The organism is Paenibacillus glycanilyticus NBRC 16618, from assembly GCF_004000805.1.
Classification (GTDB): domain Bacteria; phylum Bacillota; class Bacilli; order Paenibacillales; family Paenibacillaceae; genus Pristimantibacillus; species Pristimantibacillus glycanilyticus.
The window spans coordinates 102,718-120,683 of the sequence record NZ_BILY01000018.1; the positions used below are offsets into that span (position 1 = coordinate 102,718).

The 17,966-nt window shown below is 50.3% G+C and carries 21 protein-coding genes; 5 read left to right on the forward strand and 16 right to left on the reverse strand.

Annotated features, from left to right (window positions below):
- Positions 1-74 precede the first annotated feature (74 nt).
- From PGL01S_RS16275 to PGL01S_RS16285, 3 genes are all read right to left on the reverse strand, one after another.
- The gene (locus PGL01S_RS16275) at positions 75-2,390 is read right to left on the reverse strand and encodes a YcdB/YcdC domain-containing protein (protein WP_127495650.1); all 2,316 of its coding nucleotides are present in this window, start codon (positions 2,388-2,390) and stop codon (positions 75-77) included.
- A 179-nt stretch (positions 2,391-2,569) separates the two neighbouring features.
- Positions 2,570-2,743: an H-type small acid-soluble spore protein gene (locus PGL01S_RS16280; RefSeq protein WP_127495651.1), complete on the reverse strand. Its 174-nt coding sequence runs from the start codon at positions 2,741-2,743 to the stop codon at positions 2,570-2,572.
- Between the two features lie 36 nt (positions 2,744-2,779).
- Positions 2,780-2,968, reverse strand: a complete 189-nt coding sequence (locus PGL01S_RS16285; RefSeq protein WP_127495674.1) for a hypothetical protein — start codon at positions 2,966-2,968, stop codon at positions 2,780-2,782.
- Between the two features lie 139 nt (positions 2,969-3,107).
- Between PGL01S_RS16285 and ku the strand changes: the two genes are divergently transcribed.
- Genes ku through ligD form a run of 3 tightly spaced genes read left to right on the forward strand, consistent with a single transcriptional unit; the run spans position 3,108 to position 5,874 of the window.
- On the forward strand, positions 3,108-4,013 hold the full coding sequence (gene ku / locus PGL01S_RS16290; RefSeq protein WP_127495652.1) for a non-homologous end joining protein Ku: 906 nt from the start codon (positions 3,108-3,110) through the stop codon (positions 4,011-4,013).
- A complete protein-coding gene (locus tag PGL01S_RS16295) occupies positions 4,013-4,963 on the forward strand; it encodes an ATP-dependent DNA ligase (protein WP_127495653.1) in 951 nt (316 codons plus the stop codon). Before ku ends, PGL01S_RS16295 begins: the two co-directional genes overlap by 1 nt.
- Positions 4,960-5,874, forward strand: a complete 915-nt coding sequence (gene ligD / locus PGL01S_RS16300) for a non-homologous end-joining DNA ligase (protein WP_127495654.1) — start codon at positions 4,960-4,962, stop codon at positions 5,872-5,874. The genes PGL01S_RS16295 and ligD overlap by 4 nt, the downstream gene beginning before the upstream one ends.
- A gap of 8 nt (positions 5,875-5,882) precedes the next feature.
- On the opposite strand, the gene cls is transcribed toward ligD, so the two are convergent.
- The 4 genes from cls to rfbC all read right to left on the reverse strand — a co-directional run bounded on the left by cls (position 5,883) and on the right by rfbC (position 9,906).
- Positions 5,883-7,319: a cardiolipin synthase gene (gene cls / locus PGL01S_RS16305; protein WP_127495655.1), complete on the reverse strand. Its 1,437-nt coding sequence runs from the start codon at positions 7,317-7,319 to the stop codon at positions 5,883-5,885.
- Between the two features lie 124 nt (positions 7,320-7,443).
- Positions 7,444-8,295: a dTDP-4-dehydrorhamnose reductase gene (gene rfbD, locus PGL01S_RS16310; RefSeq protein ID WP_127495675.1), complete on the reverse strand. Its 852-nt coding sequence runs from the start codon at positions 8,293-8,295 to the stop codon at positions 7,444-7,446.
- Between the two features lie 23 nt (positions 8,296-8,318).
- Positions 8,319-9,338 carry a dTDP-glucose 4,6-dehydratase gene (rfbB, locus tag PGL01S_RS16315; protein ID WP_127495656.1) on the reverse strand — a complete coding sequence of 340 codons (1,020 nt, stop codon included), beginning with the start codon at positions 9,336-9,338 and terminating at the stop codon, positions 8,319-8,321.
- Between the two features lie 10 nt (positions 9,339-9,348).
- Positions 9,349-9,906 (reverse strand): dTDP-4-dehydrorhamnose 3,5-epimerase, encoded by a 558-nt coding sequence (gene rfbC / locus PGL01S_RS16320; protein WP_127495657.1) that lies wholly within the window; start codon positions 9,904-9,906, stop codon positions 9,349-9,351.
- Positions 9,907-10,093: 187 nt separating this feature from the next.
- Here rfbC and PGL01S_RS16325 point away from each other — a divergent pair, with 187 nt between their 5' ends.
- The gene (locus PGL01S_RS16325) at positions 10,094-10,540 is read left to right on the forward strand and encodes a bactofilin family protein (RefSeq protein ID WP_127495658.1); all 447 of its coding nucleotides are present in this window, start codon (positions 10,094-10,096) and stop codon (positions 10,538-10,540) included.
- 85 nt (positions 10,541-10,625) lie between these two features.
- Here the strand turns inward: PGL01S_RS16325 and PGL01S_RS16330 are convergent, their stop codons facing one another.
- From PGL01S_RS16330 to PGL01S_RS16355, 6 genes are all read right to left on the reverse strand, one after another.
- A complete protein-coding gene (locus PGL01S_RS16330; RefSeq protein ID WP_127495659.1) occupies positions 10,626-11,420 on the reverse strand; it encodes an ABC transporter permease in 795 nt (264 codons plus the stop codon).
- Entirely contained in the window at positions 11,413-12,333 is a 921-nt protein-coding gene (locus PGL01S_RS16335) for an ABC transporter ATP-binding protein (protein ID WP_127495660.1), read from the reverse strand. The genes PGL01S_RS16330 and PGL01S_RS16335 overlap by 8 nt, the downstream gene beginning before the upstream one ends.
- A gap of 442 nt (positions 12,334-12,775) precedes the next feature.
- A complete protein-coding gene (locus PGL01S_RS16340) occupies positions 12,776-13,735 on the reverse strand; it encodes an LCP family glycopolymer transferase (protein WP_127495661.1) in 960 nt (319 codons plus the stop codon).
- A gap of 33 nt (positions 13,736-13,768) precedes the next feature.
- Positions 13,769-14,977: a sugar phosphate nucleotidyltransferase gene (locus PGL01S_RS16345; protein ID WP_127495662.1), complete on the reverse strand. Its 1,209-nt coding sequence runs from the start codon at positions 14,975-14,977 to the stop codon at positions 13,769-13,771.
- Complete coding sequence (locus PGL01S_RS16350; RefSeq protein WP_127495663.1) at positions 14,977-15,675, reverse strand: CpsD/CapB family tyrosine-protein kinase; 699 nt, start codon at positions 15,673-15,675, stop codon at positions 14,977-14,979. Before PGL01S_RS16350 ends, PGL01S_RS16345 begins: the two co-directional genes overlap by 1 nt.
- Positions 15,676-15,696: 21 nt before the next feature.
- A complete protein-coding gene (locus PGL01S_RS16355) occupies positions 15,697-16,122 on the reverse strand; it encodes a PilZ domain-containing protein (protein ID WP_127495664.1) in 426 nt (141 codons plus the stop codon).
- A 279-nt stretch (positions 16,123-16,401) separates the two neighbouring features.
- Here PGL01S_RS16355 and PGL01S_RS16360 point away from each other — a divergent pair, with 279 nt between their 5' ends.
- The gene (locus PGL01S_RS16360) at positions 16,402-16,770 is read left to right on the forward strand and encodes a helix-turn-helix domain-containing protein (RefSeq protein WP_127495665.1); all 369 of its coding nucleotides are present in this window, start codon (positions 16,402-16,404) and stop codon (positions 16,768-16,770) included.
- A gap of 13 nt (positions 16,771-16,783) precedes the next feature.
- On the opposite strand, the gene PGL01S_RS31465 is transcribed toward PGL01S_RS16360, so the two are convergent.
- From PGL01S_RS31465 to PGL01S_RS31130, 3 genes are all read right to left on the reverse strand, one after another.
- Positions 16,784-16,909 carry a hypothetical protein gene (locus PGL01S_RS31465; protein ID WP_280525714.1) on the reverse strand — a complete coding sequence of 42 codons (126 nt, stop codon included), beginning with the start codon at positions 16,907-16,909 and terminating at the stop codon, positions 16,784-16,786.
- A gap of 353 nt (positions 16,910-17,262) precedes the next feature.
- Positions 17,263-17,736 (reverse strand): DUF2975 domain-containing protein, encoded by a 474-nt coding sequence (locus PGL01S_RS16365; RefSeq protein WP_127495666.1) that lies wholly within the window; start codon positions 17,734-17,736, stop codon positions 17,263-17,265.
- A 33-nt stretch (positions 17,737-17,769) separates the two neighbouring features.
- The coding region (locus PGL01S_RS31130) for a hypothetical protein (protein WP_127495667.1) at positions 17,770-17,966 on the reverse strand (197 nt) is incomplete at its 5' end.

The following is a 17,966-nucleotide window of genomic DNA, read 5'->3' on the forward strand; positions in this document are numbered from 1 at the left end:
GGAGACCGCAATGTCATTAAGCCTTAACTTAATGACATTGCAGGAATCCGGCAGCTTTTTCATATTATAAACGATCAATAATAATTGCTGTTCATGATCGGCGCATCCACTTTGTCCTGCAAGGTTGCAAGTCTTAGCAGAACGATACTGATCTGTGCCTTCGTAACCGCGGCGTTCGGGTTAAACTTCCCGTTCTCGGCCGTTAACAGGCCTAGCTTCATCGCAATCGTTACGGCGCCTTTATTTTTGATTTGGGCAGCATCCTTCAGCTTGGTAACATCGGTATCTCCGGACATAAACTCGGACAACTTATCGTATTTGAGCAATTTGGTCAGCCATACCGCCAAGTCGCCGCGCGTTAGAGCCTGCTCGGGATGCAGCTTTTGCGTTGGGGATGCTTTCAGGAAGCCTCTTTGCACCAGGTATTCGACCGCCGAAGCATATTCGCTGTCGACCGGAACGTCTGCAAACCGCTGCTTCTGCGGAGTCGTATAGCTTTGTCCTCCCGTAAAGCCGGCCAGCAGCATATTCACCCAGTCTCCGTTGTTAACGGTCCGGTCCGGGTGAATAAGTCCGTCGGCTGCCGGCTTGATAATGCCATAGTCAAACATGACTTGCAGCGATTTGGACGCCCAATGCTTCTTCGCGTCTGCCGGAATTTCACCCTTCTGCACCGTTGTGCCCGGGAAAATATATTGCTGCTCCAGCTTGCCGGTAACCGCATTGACAATAACTCCCCAGTTGTTGTCGTCGGTTAATTTAGGCATATACACAAGCTTCACTTGCTGCTCTTGGAGCTTGCCATCCACATAGTTGCCTCCGATTGTGCTGTATTGCAGTTCGGCGCTAATCGAGTCCCGGTATAGCTTAAGCGCTTCTTCTTCCGTCAGTTTCGCGGTTAAGGAATCCAGCTTGCTTAGCTTGTCCGCCGGTGTAGTGGAATTATAATAGTTAGTAAGATTCCCTTGTCCATCCAGATTGATTTGAACGGCTGAAGGCTGAATCGGCTTGTCTTTATAGAACTGCTGGAAGCTGTAGATAAAGGCTGTGTCCGGACTATAGGAACCCGTTCCCGAGCGGTCGACCAGCTTTAGGCTGCCGGAGGCATTCGGATATAACGAAGTGACGAGATCCTGGGCTTTTGCCTTTGCTTGCGCTTCCGTAATCGACGGCTTCCCTGCCGTTTGATCCGCGGCGGAGGAATCACCGGTTGGGTATGAAAAAGTCGAATAATCGATTAATTGACCAGTTTTCGCTTCCACTGTTGCATGGGTTTGAATACCGCCAAACGGGCTGCCACTATAAATCGACCAAGTCTTGCGGCCGTCGCGGTCCGTGCTGGTCGATGCTTGTAGGGTTCCTTCCGCGTTTGCCTTACCGGTAATCGCAGTCACAACCGCAATAGCTTCCTCCTTGGTCAATTCCGCTCCCGTATGAGGCTTGAAGGGAGCTGCCGAAGAAGAGATAGCGGAGTAGCTGGTTGCCGGAAAAGAATCGATGGCCTTACCCTGATCATCGAGGAACTTGCCCGACTTCGCATCAATCAAGCCTATCCCGCTAACCGCAACATAACCAAGACGGTAAGCTGATGTATTCGTTTGGTTCGCGTAATAGTCGGCACCCGGAACGTAGGCCAGTTGAAGCTTCAATTCCTTTTTCATTTTTTCGGCGGCTTGTTCCGCGGTCAGGGTTGTATCCGAAGACGGGTAATCTGTACCCGTGCTAAAACCGTAATAACTATTAATATTCCCGTTACCGTCAACAACCACTTGAATTTGATTGCTTGTTGTCGGAATGCCGTTTACTTGAGCCTGATAGCTGAAGCTGTACTGTACCGGGCCAAACAAAGCTTGCGGATAATCGCTCTCGACTGGCTTAAGCTGAAGCTTGTCCGTCGACTTCATGGAAGGAGAAGCAACCAAAATGAACTGCTTGGCGATTTTCTCAGCCTCTGCTCTCGATACTTTTGCCGGATAATAAGCTTCTTCCTTAGGGAGCGAATTATAATAGGTAATGATATCCCCGGTGATTGCGTCAATTCTGGAATCAAATCCATAACTTCCGTTCTCGACGGACACGTTCCACTGTATCGTCCAGACCATTTCGTTGCTTGGCGGATATTGATTCGGATTACCAAGGTCAATGCTTCTCACCTCGGCATCCTTCAGTTCAGGGAACAGCTTCCGGAAACGTTCGACTGCCTCATCCTTCGAAATTTTCGCCAGGCTTTCGTCCAGAACGCCGCCCGGGGCGGTACTTGCTCCCGTGCCCGTGGAGGCAACAGCTGTCGTTGTTACGGAAGAGTCCGCCGCGTAAGCAAGACTTCCAACCGGAAGCAAGCTGAGCGCCAGAACCGTTGCAAGCAGCTTGCCTTTCATTGATGTCTTCACCCCTTTTCCTCACCTTCTCTAATTTAGAAATCACTTCCAAAAATACACCTTAGTATAGACGATAGAAAAGGGACGAAGGTTTCAATTTTTTTACAAATTGTTCATGAGAATGATTTACTATATTTTAAAAAAAAAAGAAAACCGCCAGGCTAACACCTGACGGCTTTCTCCATTCAACCTTATCCTTCTTGCAAACGGTCTACGGCTACCGTCTTGGAATGTCCTCCGACCTGCACGGTCGCTGTACCGCTTGTTTCATCCACATGCTCAATCCATACGGAATTTCCGTCATCAAGATGAACCTTGATCGATTCCTCGGAATTATAAATTTGCTTGGCACGGTTTACGTCCATTCGCTTTAGGGCCTCCTATGCACTTGCCTTTGCAGGTCAGTCTTTTGTCTCAGGAACCATGTAATCGGTAGTTGATTCATCGATTAACCCGTTATGCTCGGACACGGTGCCTCCGCCCAAGCCCTCATTCACCATACGGTCAATATCCATAAAGTAATTGTCGCGGCCTTCATCCCATTTGTCTGCCGGCGGCTTTTCGTTGTTTTCCAAGTCGTCGAATTCCATCATAGTCGGTTCGCTCCTCCCTGCTGCATGCGTTATTGGTTCAAGCAAAATATACCCGAATTGATTGATTCTCATGCATTGCGGGAACAATAAGAGTAAGAGAAGGCATAAAGAAATTCATTTTAGGAGGAGTAACCAGATGCATACGGTGTGGAAAGGCGCAATCAGCTTCGGGCTTGTCCATGTGCCGGTGAAAATGTTCACCGCCACGGAGGATAAAGATATTTCGCTTCGCATGATTCACAAGCCTTGCGGCAGTCCGATCGCCTATGTTCGGCGCTGTCCGAATTGCGATGTAGAAGCGGGATGGGACGATATCATTAAAGGTTACGAGTATGAGAAAGGCCGTTACGTGCTGTTCGAGAAGGATGAATTAGAGCAGCTGGCCGGAGAAAAATCCCACACGATTCAAATTCTTGATTTTGTCGCACTTGAGGAAATCGATCCGGTCTACTTCCAGAAGACGTATTATTTATCCCCGGATCAAGCGGGAAGCAACGCTTACGGCTTATTGCTTCAAGCCATGTCCGATACCGGCAAGATTGGCGTAGCCAAAGTATCGATCCGTTCGAAAAGCAGCCTGGCCGCTATCCGGGTTATTGATAACTGCCTGGCGATGGAAACGATCTATTATCCGGATGAGATCCGCTCGATCTCCCATGTTCCCGGCATTCCCGAATCGTTTACCATTAACGACAAAGAACTGACGATGGCCAAGCTTCTTATCGAGCAGCTGTCCACTCCGTTCGAACCGTCCAAATATACCGATGATTACCGAGCCAACATGCTTCAGGCTATCAATAATAAAGTTGCCGGCCAGGAAATTCGCGTAGCGCCTCAGCAGGAGCAAACGAATGTGCTTGATCTGATGGCCGCCCTGCAAGCTAGCCTTGATGCAGCCAAGCTGCCTCCGGGCGGAGTAGGTCTCGATACCGGTGCAGGCAAGCCTGCGGCTGCAGCTCCTGAAGCTGCATCAGACCAACCGGTTGTAAAGCCGCGCAAACCTAGAACCAAGAAGCCTAAAGCAGAGGAGACCGTCTCTTAATGACGGTCTTTACGCTGCCTGCCGAGCCGATGATTCCTGTCGCGGATGATCATATCCCCAAGGAGTCCGGCTGGATCTACCAGATCAAATGGGACGGCGTCCGAATCGTTGCTACGGTTCACGATGACGGCAGGATTGACTTGTTCTCGCGCAAGCTGCTGAACAAAAATGCCGTTTACCCGGAAATCCACCGGACATTGCAGGAGCAGGCGCAAGCTCTTGGCCCTTGCATGCTGGACGGAGAGATTGTCTATTACGATGGCGAACGTCCGAATTTCCAAATGGTGCTAAGCCGTGAACGCAGCTTTGGCGGGGATCTCTCTTCGTCTTCAAGCAAAGGGAAAGTGCTGTATGTTCTCTTTGACCTGCTGCAGGACGGTGAGGAGGACTTGCGCCCGCTCCCCTATGCGGAGCGGCATAAACGGCTGCTTGCCAAGCTGAGAACCATCCAATCCGACCGGCTTCTTATAGCCGATCTCTATACCGATGCGGATGCTTTATGGAAATGGGTCGATGACCATCAGTGGGAAGGAATCGTCAGCAAGCGGCTGGATAGTGCTTATAAGGAAGGCAAGGCTCATCGCGATTGGCTGAAAAAGAAACGGGCTCTCCTCCTTGACGTTGGCATCGTAGGCGTTAAGCGCCGCGACGGCCGTGCAGCCAGCCTGATCATGTCCGATCAGGGCCGTTTTATCGGCAGCGTCTCGCTTGGCCTCGACGAAGCCATGCGGGATGCGCTTGGCCAAATGCTGCAGCTGCGGAGAAGCGATGCCCCCTCGTGGCCGATGCCTTTCCCGGCTCTGCCGGCTGAGCTTAAGGGCGAGAGCGTGATCTGGCTGCCGTCCCCGCTTCCTTGCCGCGTTACCGGACTTGAGCTGACATCCGCCGGATTATTAAGGCATCCCAAGCTTGTATCCTTTGGTCTAAAACCAGCAGGAGGCCCCTCATGAACAAGACAAGCGCATCTGCCAAGCGGCCCGCAACGGTCATGGTGGAAGGACGGGAAATAACCGTCACCAATCCGGAAAAACCGCTTTGGCCCGAACATGGGATTACCAAGCTGATCTATTTGGAGAAGCTCGCGTTGCTGTCGCCTTTTTTGCTTAAGCATTGCAAGGACCGTTATTTGACGACTATCCGTTATCCGCATGGTTATGCGGGCAAGTCGTTTTATCAGAAAAACTGTCCGGAACCCAAACCGGATTTCGTCCGTATCGCCGAAAACGAAGGGATCTCCTATATTCATCTCGATAACCTTCCGACTCTGCTATGGCTTGGCAACTTGGCTTGCCTGGAATTCCATGCTTCCTTCGACCGGATCAGCAATCCGGACTATCCTACAGAATGGATTCTGGATCTTGACCCTTCCCGCGAGGAGGAACCGCGTATCATCGAAGCGGCCGCGCTTGTCGGGAAGCTGCTGGAATCGCTGAAGATCGGATCCGTTCCAAAGACCTCGGGGGCAACGGGCGTCCAGATTGTCGTACCGATTCAGCAGAAGTATACCTTCGATGAGCTGAGAGGCTTGGGTCAATTTGTCGGAGACTACTTATCCAGCGCCTATCCGCAGCTGTTCACCGTCGAGCGGCTGACCAAAAACCGCGGCGATCTGATCTATGTCGATTATCTTCAGCATTACAAGGGGAAAACCATCTCGGCCCCTTATACGCCAAGAGCTCGCTATGGCGCCCCCGTCTCCACGCCGCTCAAGTGGGAAGAAGTGTACGCCGGAGGCATAAAGCCGGCCGACTTCCATCTTCTGAACATCGGAGAACGTCTGCAGCGTTACGGCGATTTGATCGATCTGGAGCAGCCGCAGGATTTGGAGCATGTGCTCAGCTTTATCCACGCTAAAAAATAAGCCGCTCTTTACAAGAGCGGCGATAACAGCCTGGCAGCGGCTTCCGCTGCCTTTTCCTTTTTCGGTCTTTGCCGAAAGCCTTCCAGATCAAGCTCGCGGCTGTCGAGCAGATCCTGTTCGTAATCCCGCTTCAAATGCATGATCGTCCCGGCGTCGAACATTACCGCATTTTGCTCAAAGTTGCTGTGAAAGCTTCTCATATCCATATTGGCCGTCCCCACTACCGCAAGCAGCTCATCCACGATCATCACTTTAGCGTGAATGAAGCCTTTCTGGTAACGATACACCCGGACACCCGCTTCCAGCATCCGCTCTACAAACGACAAGGTCGCCTTTAGAACGAGCTTCGTGTCGGGAATACCGGGAATGATCAACCGTACGTCTACCCCGCTCTTTGCTGCACTCCCGAGTACGGCCAGCAGACTCTCATCCGGTATAAAATACGGCGTTGATATATAGACGCTTGTGCGGGCCGCTTTCACGGCAGCAAACGCCGTCTCCAGAATTGGCTCTCCGCTGCGGTCCGGCCCGCTGGACACAATTAACACCGGCTCCTGCAAAGCTTCATCCGGATCATGCTCGGGCATATAACCGGCATTCACCGGCAGGCGTTCCTTGACGGCCAGCTCCCAGTCCTTCATGAACAGCTCCTGCAGAAAATAAACCGCATCCCCTTCAAGCCGAAGCTGCGTATCCCGCCAGAAGCCAAGCTTCTTATCCTTGCCCAAATACTCGTCTCCGATATTGATGCCGCCCACGAATCCGACTCTCCCGTCAATCACGACAATCTTGCTATGATTGCGGCTGTTCAGGAGTCGATTGAGCAAAGCCGCCCCCGGCGGTGAAAAACAGCTTGCCTGCACGCCCGACCGCTTGAGCTCCCGGACATACCGCTTGCTCAATTTGACGCTTCCTATTCCGTCATACAATACGCGAACCTCAACGCCTTCCTCGGCTTTGGCGGTCAGGATATCCAGAAATTCACGGCCAATCCCGTCATCGCGAATCGTGTAATAGTCCAGATGAATATGATGACTGGCCTTCTTCATTTCTTCTAATATAGAGGCGAACGTCTCCCTCCCGTTTGTCAGCACCTTCACTTGGTTGCCCAGCGTAACCGGTCTGCCGGAGCTAAAGCGCAGGAGACGAAGCAGCTGTTCCTGCTCCAGCAGGCCGGCTTGCCCAAGCTCGCCCGGACCGGCGGCGCAAATAGATAACCGCTCGGCAGCTTGTTCGTATTCTCTCGAGACGGCTTGTCCTTCCTTGACGCGTCTCGAGCGGCCCACCAACCAATACCCCGCAAATCCAAGAACAGGAACGGCCAGGGAAATGACGATCCATGCGACCGCCTTCGCGGGAAGACGCCTTTCGATCCATACAATGACGGCAGGCTGAGCGCTATACAGGAATAAAAATAGAATTATTGCCGTAAGCCAACCGATCATCCTCTCACCCCATTACTGATATCCCCTGAAATACCCATTCACTTAGTGTGGTCGACCTGTCATAAGCGTATACTTTAAGAACACAAAAACAGCCCATCTGCCGGCAGTTCCGGCAGATAGGCTGTTACCCCCCCATACGAGGGTTGGATAAATAATGAAGAAGCGCTTCCCGCCAGTGCGGAAGCGGCTTAAATCCGTTGCTGCGAATCGCGCCGTGATCCATAACCGAATAATGCGGGCGGGGAGCCGGCCTTGGATACTCTTCCGTCGTACAAGGTTCAATCCTCGTGCCGCTGCCGCTTTCCTCCATAATGGCCTTCGCAAAATCAAACCAGGTGCAGATGCCGCTATTAGAAGCATGATAAATGCCGAAGTAATCGGTTCTTACCAGCTCCAGCAGAAAAATAGCCAAGTCCCTGGTGTATGTCGGGGAACCCCACTGATCCGCTACAACCTTTAGCTGCTCCCGCTCCGAAGCAAGCTTCAGCATCGTTTTTACGAAGTTATTGCCGTAAGCGCCAAATACCCAGGAGGTTCTGACGATAAAATACCGGTCATGAAGGCTCGACACGGCCTGCTCGCCCGCCAGCTTGGACTGACCGTATACGGTCCGGGGATTAGTCTGGTCATGCTCCTTGTACGGAACCGTTCCCGTTCCGTCAAATACGTAATCGGTGCTTACCGCGCATAGCTTGGCGCCAACTTCTCTTGCCGCGACGGCTATATTGCGCGTACCGGCAGCGTTAATCCGGAAGGCTTCATCCGGCTCCGCTTCCGCTTTGTCTACTGCCGTATAGGCCGCGCAGTGAATAACGGCATCCGGACGAAGCCGGGCTAATACGCTGCGGCATTGCTCCAAATCCGTAATATCAAGCTCCGTGCGGCTTAATCCAATGATCTCGAATCGGCCTTCGGTATCTAGCAGGACGAGCTCGCGTCCCAGCTGTCCGTTTGCTCCCGTAACGGCTACCTTCAGCTTCCTTTTCTCCCCCGCTGCGGTCATTTGGACTCCAGCCTTTTCGCATACTGCGTATCGTAATAGTTCCTATACGCACCGGTTACAACCTGCTCGAGCCATTCTTCGTTGCGAAGATACCATTCGATCGTCGATTTAATCCCGTTCTCGAAGCTATGCGACGGTGTCCATCCAAGCTCGCTTTTGATTTTATCCGCATCAATCGCATAACGCCGGTCATGGCCGGGACGGTCCTTCACATGGCGGATTAGCGATTCCGGCTTGCCCAGCTCCTGCAGGATGGTTTTTACCACGTGTAAGTTGGTCCGTTCATTGCTGCCGCCAACGTTGTACACTTCCCCGACACGGCCTTGATGAAGCACCAGATCGATCGCTTTGCAATGATCCTCGACATACAGCCAATCTCTGATCTGAAGACCGTCGCCGTAAACCGGCAGCGGCTTATCCTGCAGCGCATTGAGAATCATCAGAGGAATAAGCTTTTCCGGAAATTGATACGGTCCGTAGTTATTCGAACAGCGCGTAATGACGGCCGGCAGACCGTAAGTCTCGTAATAAGCGCGGACAAGCAGGTCTGCTCCGGCTTTGCTTGCCGAATATGGACTATTAGGCGCAAGCGGCGTATTTTCCGTAAACATTCCCTCTGCGCCAAGCGTACCGTACACTTCATCCGTCGATACCTGCACGTATTTCTTCGCTTGATACGTCCTGGACAAGTCAAGCAGCGTCTGCGTCCCGACGATATTCGCATGCACAAACAGTCCCGGCTGCAAAATACTGCGGTCTACATGGGATTCCGCGGCAAAGTTAATGACAGCGTCAATACCCGATTCAAACAGAGGGGTAAGCGCCGCCTGATCCGCGATATCCGCTTTGACAAACGTATAGTTCGGATGTCCCTCCACCTGCCGCAGATTTTCCGGATTGCCCGCATACGTTAAGGCATCGACATTAATGAGCTCGTAATCGGGATAACGGCTCATCATGTAATGAACGAAGTTGCTCCCGATGAATCCCGCTCCGCCCGTAACTAAAAGTTTCATTGTGGTATGCTCACCCCTCATATACAAAATTGATTTCCGCCTGGGCAAGCACGGGATGCTTGGCGTCTTTATCCGATAAGATCGGCTTCGTCACCGGCCAGTCAATGCCAAGCGCCGGATCATTCCAGGCGATCCCCCTGTCATGCTCCGCAGCGTACAAGGCATCCACCTTATACTGTACCTCGCAGTTCGGCACCAGCGTACAGAAGCCATGGGCAAAGCCTTGCGGAACTAACAGCTGTCTTTTGTTGGCCGCGCTTAAAATAAAGCCCTGCCATTGTCCAAAGGTTGGCGAGCCGCGGCGAATATCCACAACCACATCGTAGATCGCCCCCGCCGTTACCCGGACCAGCTTCGTCTGCGCTTTTGGCTGAAGCTGATAATGCATGCCGCGGAGAACCCCCGCTTCTACCGACAACGAATGATTATCCTGAACGAAAGCATGGAGGATGCCATTCTCGCGTGCCGTCTTTTCGTTATAGCTTTCCGTAAAAAAACCTCTGTGATCGCCGTATACGGGTGGCTCCAGCAGCTTCACTCCCGGCAGCCTTGTATCCATTACGTTCATGCCTCACCATCCTGTTAGATCAAAAATCAACACTATCATTATATTCGACAAACTCGTACTGACCCGTAGGTATACGCCATTTTTCTCCTATAGATCGAAGATAAATCTGGCATGTTTCGAGCTTTGCGAGAATAAAAGTCAATAGAACGTCAAATACCGGCCGAACGGAAGGAGGAGCAGCATCCCCATGTTCAAGGACAACAAGCGCGTTTCATCGACCGATACGTTAATTGGTCTAGGGACGCGTATCGAGGGTAAGCTGATCTGCGAAGCACACCTCCGCATCGAAGGAGAACATAGCGGAGACATTGAATGTCTGGGAGATGTCATTATCGGGGAAAACGGTATGGCACGCTCGAACATAACCGCCAAAGATATCACGATTGCAGGCAAAGTATACGGCGAGGTAACCGCTAAAGGCAGGCTGACCATTACTTCAACAGGTCAACTGACCGGCAGCGTATCCGCCCAAGGCATGATCGTGCAGGACGGCGGCATGCTGAACGGTACCTGCCACATGGAACGTCCAAGCGAACGTACCCGGCCGTTGTCCGAGACAGGCAGCGGAAGCCATACGTCCCCGCCCGCCAAGGAACAAACCCCCGAGAAGGAAAAAGCCCGCCAGGCCGTCTGATCGGAACCTATGCGCCAGACACGAAAAACTCCCATTCTGCTCTTCCGGAAGGAAGAACCGAATGGGAGTTTTTATTCGTTTTGCTTTAAGCCGCTACGTCCCTCTTCTTGAAGACGTACCAGGCCAGAGCAACAAAAATGGCGTAATAGACGGCCAAGACGGCGATGGAAAAGCCCATCGTTGAACCGTCGCGCAATGGCGTATCGTTCAAATATTGCGTAAGATCAAGATGGATGAACAGAATATAATCCGCCCATTTGTACTTAAGCGCAGCCAGCAGCGGCGTAAAGCTATTAACCCCCAATATCAGGAACAGCGACAAGCCTATAGCGAGCGCCCCGCTGCGGGATACGGTTGCCAGCATAAACGCCAGCGTTGTGGTGACGATCAGCGACACGTACTTCAGCAAGGCGTATTTGATTAAATAAGCCGCGATGGAGCCCGAAACAAGCGGGGAAACAATATCGGCTGCCGCATTATCGCTTGCATCGAACAGAATGATATTCAGCACGACGGTAAACAGCAGCATAACGATGACCATGCCTAGCGCGTATAGAAGAACGGCAATGTATTTGGACAGCAAAATTTTGGATCTTGTCCACGGACGAATCAGAAGCAGCTTGATTGTGCCGCTCGTGAACTCGTCGGCTACGCCGGAAGAAGCGATAATGATCGTAAATACCGTAATCAACGTATACGAGATCATCACTTCCGTCATAATCATGCTCCATGCGGAGGTATTATGATTATGATCCACGAAATAACCGATAATCGATATTGCCGCGATCAAAGCAAGCAAGATTCCCAGCATGACATACGTCCGTGGGCGGCGGTAAATTTTCATGTTCTCATTCTGAACCAGCTTGAAAAAATTAAACAATGCGTTCACCCCCCGTTACTTCAAGGAATTGATCCTCAAGCGACTTGGTTTGGACGCGGATACCGTATACCTTGATGCCCGCGGCAACCAATCGGGCATTAAATTCAGCAGCGAACTCGCGGTTTGCTTCAATAATAAGGCTGTCGCTTTCCCTGAACGCGGCTTTTCCAAGCCCGGCCGCAATTTCGGATGCTTCGGCAGGCTTGTCTACCTCGAACAGCATATTTACATCGCTCGCAGCATCCAGACCTCCTTGGTGGATGGTCCGAACATCGATCAGCTTGCCGTTTTGAATAATCGCAACCCTGTCGCACATCAGCTCCATCTCGGAGAGCAAGTGACTGGAGACAAACACGGCAATGCCTTCTTCCTTGGACAGCTGGCGGAGATAATCGCGCAGCTCGCGGATACCGGCCGGATCCAATCCGTTGGTCGGCTCGTCAAGGATAAGCAGCTTTGGACGGTGCAGGATGGCTTGAGCTACCCCAAGTCTTTGACGCATCCCGAGAGAATAGGTTTTCACCTTGTCATGAATTCGGGATTCCAGACCAACAAGGGCTATGACCTCCTGAATCCGTTCAGGCGTCACACCATCGATCATTCGCGCAAAATGGACAAGATTCTGGTAACCGGTCAAATACTTGTACATTTCCGGATTCTCAACAATCGCTCCCACATTGCGTATAGCCTGCTGGTACTGGGTCCTGATGCTGTACCCGCCGATTTTGATTTCGCCCGCGGTCATGGCCATAAGGCCTACCATCATGCGGATCGTGGTTGTTTTACCGGAGCCGTTAGGCCCGAGAAAACCAAAAACTTCGCCAAGCGGCAGGTCTAGCGTCAGATTGTCGATAATCGTCTTCTTCCCGATTCGCTTCGTCACCTGCTGCAGCTGTACGATCGGTTGCTCCATGATACCCTCCCTTTAAATGATTCATCCAATGATGAATCATTGCTTTATTTTCCAAAATCTAGTTCTATGTATCGTCCGTCTATTATAGCGAATTAGAAGGGGGAGGGAAAGTGAACAGCCTATTAAGACTTTATTTCGTTAGACCCGGGAACAGTCCGAGCAGCAGCCAAGCGGAAGGACAACACGGAAAAAGCCGGTCCGAAAAAGCGCCTTTGCATCATGCACCTTCACCATTTTTCCGCAGCCCACGCAATAAAAAAATTCTTCCAATTGCATCATCATTATTCCCCCGTTCCCAATACTAATTGTATCATTATCAATTATTGTTACACTTCGTATCTATACTTTATTGGATTTAGCGAAAGTTGTCAATACTTGTATATGATTTGTCGTCTTTTATATTGTAAGCGTATACATTACGAGAGACAAAAACAGCGCCCTGTTAAGACGCTGTCTGATTGGTATCCATCTGTTCTTTAAGCAGCTCATGAATTCTCTCTTTCTCTTCCTTGCTTACAATAAGGTACCATATTTTATTGATCATGCTTCCCGAACCGCTAATCTCAACCGTGTTAATATTGCCGAGATCTTCCCGGTAATCGGACATGAAGGTCTTCATCTCGTCAAACGTAATGTTGGTCTTGACGCTGTTTCCAAGCTCTTTCAGTATTTTTTGAATCTGCGTAATGTTGGAGAACTGAAGCGAGCTCTTCATAACCTCCATCATGATCTCCCGCTGTCTGGCGTTCCGGCCGAGATCGCCTCTTGGATCGTCGTAACGCATTCTGGAATAGAGGAGCGCCAGATCACCGTTTAATTTTAGGGGTCCTTTATCGAATTGGTGGCCAACATAATAGAAGGAAAACGGATTGTTTACCTCGACGCCGCCAAGAATGTCTATCAGATGGGCGAAGCCCTCCATGTTGATCCGGATGTAATAATCGATGGGATAATCCAGAAAATGCTCGACCGTATTTTTCGCCATCGACACTCCGCCAAAGGCGTACGCATGATTGATTTTATCCGTTGTACCATGGCCGATAATTTCCGTTCTCGTATCACGCGGGATGTTAAACATGAGGATCGATTTCTTCTCTGGATTAACGGCAAGCACAATCAATGTATCGGAGCGTCCTTTATCATTCTCCCGCTCGTCAACGCCCATCACCACTACCGTAAAAGGATGCCGCTTCTCAATCAAGGCTTGAGCCGCTTGCTGCGGTTTGACCGTAACCTCAGGATCTTTGCTTACATATGCCGTTGGCTGAATCGGCTCATAGATTTTGTCCGCCGTCTTTTTCACCGAACCATATAGATGCCAGGCATATCCGCCTGTTCCGGCAGCAATGACGACCAATCCCGCTCCAATGCCAATGAGTGCCCTTCTCCAGCCCCGTTTCACCCTTCGCTTCCCCCTTCTTCATTACCGCAAACTCTAGATAGCCGTATGGACTTCTTCCCCATGATTCCCGAGCACAATCCGGTCATCTTCGGTTAGATCCGTTCCGATGTGAGCTTCCAGGAGCGTGAGTCCGGACCTGGCCATAACGGTATGCCGATCTCCCGGCAGAAGCTCGACAACTTCACCTGTCTTAATCATGCTTCTCTTCTCATTGCGGATCAGCTCTCCTACACCGGACAGTACCGTCCAGACAATCTTACGCTTCAAATAAAAGGCATAGCTTAGGAAACCGCCGTCAACCACTTCGAGCTTTCTTGTGATTGCTTGCTGTCCATCCTCGCGGGATAAGCTGCTAATTACGACGGCATTGCCCCACCTGCCTGCCTCATAACCTGGAACCAGCGGCGGCTGTTCCTTGCTTATAATCCGCGCCTGTTCATCAGGAATGCAGGCGGCTTGATCGGCAATCAAAATTCCCGCGGAAGAAACGGCCACGGTAATATTGCTCAGCCCCATCATAATTACGGGAGCTGCCGAATCATTATAAATAGAAGCGTTTTCCGGGAAGGCGGCTGCAAGAGCTTTCCAGCTGTTAATGCGGCAAAAGGGCTGCTCCGGCATTCGGAAGGTAGGGCTTTCTTCAAATAATCCGATCATTCTGTCTTCCAGCCGGCTATAAAGCTCCTCGTAACGACGGAAAAGCTGCTCATACTGGATGGGAAGGCCCTCTTCAGTCAAAGCGGAGATTACGCTTTCCAGCCGGAAGACGATAATGCCGCTCACATCGCTTGTCACCGCACGATTTAATTGATGCCTGCGAAGCTGCTCCGGCAGCTCCTTCAGCGTCTCGAACCAGTCCTCTTCTTCCACAAACAGATCCGCAGGCAATACGGCAACCGTCTCGTGGAGAGGAATGGATGCAACCGAATAAAGATAGGAAGCAGCAAGGGCAACGGCGGGGTAACTCCCTTTCGTCTCCGGCTCCTGAATCACGTTCAGGCTGATGGAGAGCTGATTGCGCAACGTTTCCGCCTGATTGTGGCTGATTGTAATAAACGTATCCTGCTGCAATCCGACCTGATCCAGCTGTCGCCACAGCCTGTTCAGCAAAGACTCCTTTTCACCGCTTGGTCCAGGCAACACGGGAAGAAGCTGCTTCGCACGCTTCGAATGAGAAAGCGGCCACATCCGTCTGCCTTGACCGCCGGCTAATAACACGAGTCTTACTTGCTGCTCTCCCATTACATCCTCCTGTTTGTACCGTAATAGGTGTAATACAGCTGATCCTTGCTTTTCTTTTTCTTATTGTTGAGCACCACTCCAAGCAGCTTCGCTTTTACATGCTCAAGACTGGCGTACAATTTTTTCGCTTGCTGACGCTTGGTCATCCCAACGCTGATTACGGCAACTACGCCATCGCATTTGGAAGCAAGCACAAGTCCGTCGGTTACAACGAGGGAAGGCGGAGCGTCAAACAGGATCATATCGTAATGGGCGGACAGCTCTTCAATAAGCTGATTCATTTTTTTGGAGCCCAGCATTTCCGAAGGATTAGGCGGAGTGGGACCGGAACCGATAAAAAACAAATTATCGACCGAGGTGGAATGCACGGCATCCTCCCAATCCATCTGATTAGCCAAAACGTTCGTCAGGCCGGTCTGATTGGACAGCATAAAAACCGTATGAAGAGTTGGGCGTCTCAAATCCGCATCAACCAGCAGTACACGCTTGCCCTCTTGCGAGAAGGCAACCGCAAGGTTCGCAATCGTTGTTGTTTTGCCGTCACCGGACTGACAGGACGTGACCATCAGCGTCTTCACGGGTACATCAATGGAAGAGAATTGAATATTCGTACGCAAAGAACGGTACGCTTCGGCAATAGGGGAATCGGGATTGCTCGTCGTAATCAGCTTGCTATTTTCCATTAGGGATTGTTGCATGGGTTTACCACCTGCCACCTATTATTGAATTGCCTTATAACTTAATGCCCGATATAATGCATGAATCTTGTACTGCTGCGGGCTTTGACGCAGAAGCTCCTGATTCAGCATGCGGACCAGCACAGCTTGAAGCCGGTTGGGAGGATGAAAGACGATGCCGTACTCAAATTGGTTGTCCCTTGCGTTGCGCCAAACGACATGGCCGCGCAGATTGATCGCCACGCCGGAAATCTTCATCCGGAAATCCAGCATGTAGCCTTTATGCACAGGAAAGCGTAGTCCCGACAAAAAGCAAAGTCCATGACGGCTCATATTCAGGATCAGCACCGGACATGTCGAAGCCGTCAGCAAGAGGCCCTGCTCATCGAGCAGACCAGCTATTGCTGTTATCCCTTCGTGCAGATGGATACGAATATTAGACCGTGGTATAAACGGGTCGGCCCCCATGGCTGAAGCATCTCCTTACCTGAATTTCACCCGCGGAACCCCATCTATCGGTTACGCTAGCAGAGAGGAATAAAGGCTGCGAAACGTGTGAATACTGAGGATAAATGATACAAAACGTATCTAGTATTTCTTCCACTTTACGATACGTTATGTAACATGTCAAGTGGAAATAAAGAGTACGCGGATATTTTGCGACGTTTTGTTGCAACAAATGAAATTTTAACGTTTACGTATTAATATAGGTGTAGCGGAAGTCAGTCATTTTAGGAGGATATAAAGATGAATATAGGAAACCGAATTGCTGGCTTGAGGGAAGAAAGAAAATGGACACAGGAGCAAACCGCCTCGAAGCTCGGCATATCCAGGGCTGCATTATCTCATTACGAGAAAAACCGCAGAGAGCCTGATACGGAGACCTTGGCGAAGTTTGCTGACCTGTATCAAGTTTCCATAGATTATTTGGTAGGAAGAACAACGAATACACAGGCGGCGTTAAGCGAAGATATTCGTAACTTTGTCGATCATTTGGAGCTGTCTGACGAAGAGCTGCTGGAGAAGTATAATTTAAGCGTGGACGGCCGTAAGCTTACAGCTGAAGAAACAAAACGGTTTATTGCCTTCGTTCGGGCTGAACGTATGATGAATTAGGCTGGGACAATGGTTAGGGCTGGATCAGATCCGCTGGCCATTTTTCCGGTGGAATATTGAGTTGAATTAATATTTCCCTAATATTTAGCTCAGTACGTTTATCTTCGGTGCTTGCTACTTGCATTTCTGCATCTCTCATTTTATCCGACTCCCACTCCTAATAAAGTAAAACAATAATGTTATTATACCTAACAGTTCGGCTGGAATATGTCGGAAAGTGTGGTAAGATTAGTTCTTTTTTTGTCGAAAATAGGAGTATGGGCCCATTTCTTCATGAAATTCCAGCCTCAATCGAGTTGGAAGCCTTTGTAAGATCGCATAACAAATGGTTAGGAATAGGTTAGAGACAGCTAGATCTGCTTCTAACCTTTTTTTCATAGATAGGCTTCTTCATCGCTTGTTCCTTACTGCTTCCATCCTATGCAAGTCCAAAACATAAAATAACCGTCTCCTCAGAGACGGTTATTTTATGTTCGGCGATGTCCTCGGAGGCTAAACGGTGAGTTCATTCTCTGACTTAAGCTTTATGGCATTTTGCAGCAGACGCTCTAGCAAAGCGCCAAACACGGCGACCACAAATGAAGCAAAGGCTACAGCCCACCCTATTACGATAATCCCCGGAGCATCTTCTTGCCTCGCCATGATAAACACAAACGGCATCATCGCCACAAAAATGATTCCGATAGATACGCCGCAATATTTAATCTTCTTTAACGCCCGGACGGACAACTCGGAGAACGCGGTGTTGTTATCAATATAACCAAGTAATTTCATGACCGTATGTAAAGCTATAAAGTATGGAATTACAGCTGCAAAAAAGCCGATATCCGATGGATGCATCCTGCCCGGAAATTGATTAGGGTTATTCCTTATCAGTCCAATCACACCAAATACGCATACCGCGATCGCAGGCATCGCCATGAACAACACGGTTATCTTTAGAAAAAAAGTGGATACGCGGTTCATTACAACCACCTCATCTGTGTAGACTCAGTGATATTATAACCTTTCATTTATCGATTTACAATATATTTTAATCGTTTTACCCCTTAGACTCTGGGATGTATTTGCATTGTTCTTCGCCCTTGCCCTCCGCTCTCTGCTCTCCGCTTTTCGCTTTTCGCTTTTCGCTTTTCGCTTTTCGCTTTTCGCTTTTCGCTTTTCGCTTTTCGCTTTTCGCTTTTCGCTTTTCGCTT

Excerpts from the sequence above, each read along its gene's own strand:
- PGL01S_RS16280 (WP_127495651.1), bottom strand. The coding sequence starts at position 2,743 with ATGGACGTAAACCGTGCCAAGCAAATTTATAATTCCGAGGAATCGATC.
- PGL01S_RS16285 (WP_127495674.1), bottom strand. The coding sequence starts at position 2,968 with ATGGAATTCGACGACTTGGAAAACAACGAAAAGCCGCCGGCAGACAAA.
- ku (WP_127495652.1), top strand. The coding sequence starts at position 3,108 with ATGCATACGGTGTGGAAAGGCGCAATCAGCTTCGGGCTTGTCCATGTG.
- PGL01S_RS16295 (WP_127495653.1), top strand. The coding sequence starts at position 4,013 with ATGACGGTCTTTACGCTGCCTGCCGAGCCGATGATTCCTGTCGCGGAT.
- ligD (WP_127495654.1), top strand. The coding sequence starts at position 4,960 with ATGAACAAGACAAGCGCATCTGCCAAGCGGCCCGCAACGGTCATGGTG.
- cls (WP_127495655.1), bottom strand. The coding sequence starts at position 7,319 with ATGATCGGTTGGCTTACGGCAATAATTCTATTTTTATTCCTGTATAGC.
- rfbB (WP_127495656.1), bottom strand. The coding sequence starts at position 9,338 with ATGAAACTTTTAGTTACGGGCGGAGCGGGATTCATCGGGAGCAACTTC.
- rfbC (WP_127495657.1), bottom strand. The coding sequence starts at position 9,906 with ATGAACGTAATGGATACAAGGCTGCCGGGAGTGAAGCTGCTGGAGCCA.
- PGL01S_RS16325 (WP_127495658.1), top strand. The coding sequence starts at position 10,094 with ATGTTCAAGGACAACAAGCGCGTTTCATCGACCGATACGTTAATTGGT.
- PGL01S_RS16335 (WP_127495660.1), bottom strand. The coding sequence starts at position 12,333 with ATGGAGCAACCGATCGTACAGCTGCAGCAGGTGACGAAGCGAATCGGG.
- PGL01S_RS16345 (WP_127495662.1), bottom strand. The coding sequence starts at position 14,977 with ATGGGAGAGCAGCAAGTAAGACTCGTGTTATTAGCCGGCGGTCAAGGC.
- PGL01S_RS16350 (WP_127495663.1), bottom strand. The coding sequence starts at position 15,675 with ATGCAACAATCCCTAATGGAAAATAGCAAGCTGATTACGACGAGCAAT.
- PGL01S_RS16355 (WP_127495664.1), bottom strand. The coding sequence starts at position 16,122 with ATGGGGGCCGACCCGTTTATACCACGGTCTAATATTCGTATCCATCTG.
- PGL01S_RS16360 (WP_127495665.1), top strand. The coding sequence starts at position 16,402 with ATGAATATAGGAAACCGAATTGCTGGCTTGAGGGAAGAAAGAAAATGG.
- PGL01S_RS31465 (WP_280525714.1), bottom strand. The coding sequence starts at position 16,909 with ATGAGAGATGCAGAAATGCAAGTAGCAAGCACCGAAGATAAACGTACT.
- PGL01S_RS16365 (WP_127495666.1), bottom strand. The coding sequence starts at position 17,736 with ATGAACCGCGTATCCACTTTTTTTCTAAAGATAACCGTGTTGTTCATG.